Origin of the sequence: Micromonospora sp. DT47 (genome assembly GCF_049844475.1) — a bacterium.
GTDB lineage: Bacteria > Actinomycetota > Actinomycetes > Mycobacteriales > Micromonosporaceae > Micromonospora.
Map to the genome: position 1 here is coordinate 1 of NZ_JBNCLC010000057.1, position 4,237 is coordinate 4,237.

A 4,237-nucleotide genomic window follows, 5' to 3' on the forward strand; every position below is an offset into this window, starting at 1 on the left:
GGAGCGCAGGTAAGACCGGCACCCGTGCCGGCACCGCGCCGAGAAGCAGGAATCCGCCCGAACGCCGCGTGCTCCACGCGCAGCGTGGAGGGAATCCCCGCCCTTCAGGGCAAAGAGATCGTCAAGCCTGCCAGCCGTCCTGACCGACCGGCGTTTCCCCACACGCCAGTCGGGGTAGGTCGGGGCGACCGACCTGACGGAACAGTGTGGAGGGCCCATATGAGAGACAACTTCGGCGACGCGGTGGGTGACGCCCTCCGCGCGGTGATGCTCTTCCTGCCCAAGGCGGTCGCCTTCGTGGCGATCCTCGTGGTGGGCTGGCTCATCGCCAAGGCCGTACTCAAGATCGTGGACAAGGTCCTGGAGCGGGTGCACTTCGACAAGGTTGTCGAGCGGGGCGGTATCAAGACCGCCCTGGCCCGGTCCCGCTACGACGCCAGCGACATCGTCGCCAAGCTGGCCTACTACGGAATCCTGCTGGTCACCCTCCAGCTCGCCTTCGGCATCTGGGGCCCCAACCCGATCTCCGACCTGATCGCCGGCGTCATCGCCTGGCTGCCCCGGGCCTTCGTCGCGATCGTCATCGTGGTCGTCGCGGCGGCCATCGCCACGGCGGTCAAGGACATCATCGGCAGCGCCCTCGGCGGTCTCTCCTACGGCCGGGTGCTGGCCAACATCGCCTCGGTGTTCATCCTGGGCCTGGGCATCATCGCCGCGCTCAACCAGATCGGCGTCGCCACCGCGGTGACCACCCCGGTGCTGATCGCCGTGCTCGCCACCGTCGGCGGCATCCTGGTCGTCGGCGTCGGTGGCGGGCTGGTCCGGCCCATGCAGAGCCGGTGGGAGTCCTGGCTGACCCGGGCCGAGCAGGAGTCGCAGCTGATCGCCACGCACGCGCGGGCCTACCAGGCCGGCCGGCGTGACGTGCGTGCCCACCTGGCCGCCACCGGGGAGGCGGAGCTGACCCAGCCGGTCACCGGCTACGACCAGTCGGACCGGACCCAGCCCGTGCCGCGCGACGAGGACGCCGACCGCACCCAGGTGGTGTCCCGCTACGACGAGTCGGACCTGACCCAGCCGGTCGCCCCGTACGCCGCCGACCGGACCGACCCGGCCGGCACCGTCACCCCGCCGACCGGCACGGTGACCCCGCCGCAGCAGGCGACCCCGGCGCACGACGAGCCGGCGCCCGCCGACAGCGACACCACCATGGTCATCCCACCGACGGACTCCGAGAAGTTCCGCCGCTGACGACCGCCGCCGCGTAAGGGGTGGGGCCCACTCGGGTCCCACCCCTTCGCGTACCCGCCGAACGCGGTCGCCGGTGCCAGCACCGGCGACTAGCATCGGCACCATGACCTGGCGATGTTGATCCCTAGCTGAGGGCCGAAACCGCGGGCCGCCGCGGACGCCGTACCTGCCGCGTCCGTCCCGTCCCCGTGGAAAGGCCCTCATGACCCTCGTCTCCGCGCGGGTGCCCGACACCCGCGTCCGCCGCCTCGCGGCCACCCTCTACGGCTACACGTTCCTCGGCGACCTCGTCCTGCTCTACCCGGTCTACGCGCTGCTGTTCAGCGACACCGGCCTGTCGGTCGGGCAGATCTCCTCGCTCTTCGTCATCTGGTCGGCCACCGGCATCCTGCTGGAGGTGCCCTCCGGGGCATGGGCCGACGCGGTCTCCCGCCGCCTGCTGCTCTGCCTCGCGCCGCTGCTCGCCGGCGCCGGCTACGCCCTGTGGGTGCTGACCCCCTCGTACTGGGCGTTCGCCGCCGGTTTCGTCCTCTGGGGAGCCGGCGGCGCGCTGAGCTCCGGCGCCCTGGAGGCGCTGGTCTTCACCGAGCTCGACCGGCTCGACGCGGCCGGCCGCTACGCCCGCACCATGGGCCGGGCCCGGACCGCCGGCGTGCTCGGCGTGCTCGGCTCGATCGGCCTGGCCGGGCCGGTGCTCGCCGTCGGCGGCTACCCCGCCGTCGGGGCGGCCAGCGTGCTGGCCAGCCTGCTCGCGGCCGCCGTCGCCACCCGCTTCCCCGAACACCGCGCCGACCGGCCCGTGGTCACGGACCCGACGGCGGGGGAGGGGGACGACGACCTGGGCTGGTGGGCGAGCCTGCGGGCCGGCCTGGCCGAGGCCTGCGCCGACCGACGGGTACGCGCGGCGCTGCTGCTCGTCCCGGCGGTGACCGCCGTCTGGGGCGCCCTTGACGAGTACACCCCGCTGCTTGCCCGGGACACCGGCGTGGCCGGGTCGACCGTGCCGCTGCTGCTCCTGCTCATCTGGGCCGGGGTGACCGTGGGCGGCCTGCTCGCCCCGGCGGGGGAACGGTTGAGCACCCGGGGGTACGCCGTACTGCTGGGCGTCGCCGCCGTCGCGCTGGCCGTCGGGGCGGGGCCGCGGCATCCGGCGGGCTTCGCGCTGCTCGGCGTCGCATTCTGCGCCCTGCAGCTGGCCACCGTGCTCGCCGACGCCCGGCTGCAGGCGCGCATCACCGGACCGGGTCGGGCGACGGTCACCTCGGTGGCCGGCATGGCCACCGAACTCGCCATCATCGCCGTCTACGGCGGGTACGCCCTGGTCGCCGGGGCGGCCGGCAACGCGGTCGCCTTCGCGGCGGCGGCCGTGCCGTACCTGGGGGTGGCGCTCTGGCTGGCGACCTCGCGCGACGGACGGTGGCCCGGTCGTAGGGCGCCGGCCCGGCGGGTCGCTCATGTCGACGCCGACGGCTAGCTCGTGCTCATCGACCTGCCTCCTGGGACTCGAGCAGCTGCTTGAGCGCGGCCAGCCGTTCCCGCCACCACTGCTTGAGCCGGACTGCCTCCTCGGCGTCGGCGAGCTTCTCGTGCACCACCGCGACCTGGGCCTTCGCGTCGCCCTTCGGGGTGAACCCGACGACGATCCGGGTGGGGCCGCCGTCCCAGTCGGCGCGGAAGCTCTTCGGTGCGGTCGCCGTCCGGACCCGGAGGTCCACGTCGGGCAGCCAGCGCCGCCGCAGCTCGCCGTCGGCGAACGCGGCGAAGAGCCGGTGCACCGGTACGGCGACCGTCCGGCTGCCGGTGGCCTCCCATCCGCCGCCCCGCCGCTGGCCGGGTGAGCGCAGGCCGCGTGCCTGCTCGTACCCGACGGTGAGGGCCTGCGCCCACCAGCCCGGCACGTCGTGCGCGGTCACCAGCCACCGGGCCGTCTCGGTGTGGGTGCGCCGCACCGCGCCCCACTCGTCCAGCAGGGCGAACCACTCGTCCCAGCCCCGGCCGGTGCGCTCGCGGAGCAGGGGGTCGGAGATCCGGTCCAGCTGGGTCCTGCCAACCGGCGCACCGGCGGTGGGCTCCACCGGCGCCGGGTCGGCGGGCTCCACGGGCGCCGGGTCGGTGGGCTCCGCCGGCGCCGATGCGGTGAGCAGCTGCCGGCGGGCGGCGGTGTAGCTCTCGCCGGTCTTGTCCATCCGGGTGCGGACCCGGGACTTGAAGGATTTCTGGCGCGTCATCACATGCTCCCGGTCGACGGCGTGGCCGCAGGGACCCACGCTCCCGTCGACCCGCCGCTGCCTGGGCATGTGGCACGGCGCCCCGAGGACCCGAGGTCCCCTTTGCCTCCGCGACGCCGGTGGCGTGAGCACCGGAAAGGAGGTGAGGCGCGGGACGGCGCCGAGGTCATGCCAACCCCGGCGGGCCCCGGCGGGCGAGGATGTCGCGCCGGTCAGTCGGGCTGGGCGTCGAGGTAGACCCAGCGGCCGTCCTCGCGCACGAAGCGGCTGTGCTCGTCGAGCGTCCCGGGCCGGCCGGCCTCCCGGTAGTGCGCCCGGAACGCGACTGTGCCGGTGCTGTCGAAGAGGCCACCCCGCTCGGTGGCGACGATCTCCAGCCGGATCCACCGCTGCCCGGGGTCGAGCCGCAGCCGGGCCGGCCGGGTCGAGGAGTGCCAGCTGCGCAGCAGGTAGTCGGTGTCGCCGACGGCGAAGGCGCTGAACCTCGACCGCATCAAGGCCTCGGCCGTGCCGGCCGTGCCCTCGCCGCGGTGCACCGGGCCGCAGCAGTCCGCGTACGGCAGTCCGGTGCCGCACGGGCAGGCCCAGCTCGGGTCCTCGGCCGCGCTCCGGCGGGATGCTCGTTTCGCCACGGGGGCCATCCTGCCGTAGCGGGCCACGGCGACGTCACCGGATCCGGAGACGACGAAAGGGCCGGCCCCCGGTTGGGGGTCGGCCCTTGTCGGTGTGGGTGGGGTCAGGAGGCGGTGGAGTAGCCG

The 4,237-nt window shown here is 74.5% G+C and carries 4 protein-coding genes; 2 read left to right on the top strand and 2 right to left on the bottom strand.

Annotated elements, in window-relative coordinates; translation table 11 throughout:
• The first annotated feature begins 219 nt into the window (after positions 1-219).
• Entirely contained in the window at positions 220-1,251 is a 1,032-nt protein-coding gene (locus ACLQ2U_RS32085; RefSeq protein ID WP_425754627.1) for a mechanosensitive ion channel family protein, read from the top strand.
• A 202-nt stretch (positions 1,252-1,453) separates the two neighbouring features.
• Complete coding sequence (locus ACLQ2U_RS32090; protein WP_425754628.1) at positions 1,454-2,725, top strand: MFS transporter; 1,272 nt, start codon at positions 1,454-1,456, stop codon at positions 2,723-2,725.
• Between the two features lie 7 nt (positions 2,726-2,732).
• Here the strand turns inward: ACLQ2U_RS32090 and ACLQ2U_RS32095 are convergent, their stop codons facing one another.
• Together ACLQ2U_RS32095 and ACLQ2U_RS32100 are read right to left on the bottom strand one after the other, a co-directional pair.
• Complete coding sequence (locus ACLQ2U_RS32095) at positions 2,733-3,479, bottom strand: hypothetical protein (protein WP_425754629.1); 747 nt, start codon at positions 3,477-3,479, stop codon at positions 2,733-2,735.
• 212 nt (positions 3,480-3,691) lie between these two features.
• Positions 3,692-4,111, bottom strand: a complete 420-nt coding sequence (locus tag ACLQ2U_RS32100; protein ID WP_425754630.1) for a YchJ family protein — start codon at positions 4,109-4,111, stop codon at positions 3,692-3,694.
• Positions 4,112-4,237: the final 126 nt, after the last annotated feature.

Excerpts from the sequence above, each read along its gene's own strand:
- ACLQ2U_RS32085 (WP_425754627.1), top strand. The coding sequence starts at position 220 with ATGAGAGACAACTTCGGCGACGCGGTGGGTGACGCCCTCCGCGCGGTG.
- ACLQ2U_RS32090 (WP_425754628.1), top strand. The coding sequence starts at position 1,454 with ATGACCCTCGTCTCCGCGCGGGTGCCCGACACCCGCGTCCGCCGCCTC.
- ACLQ2U_RS32095 (WP_425754629.1), bottom strand. The coding sequence starts at position 3,479 with ATGACGCGCCAGAAATCCTTCAAGTCCCGGGTCCGCACCCGGATGGAC.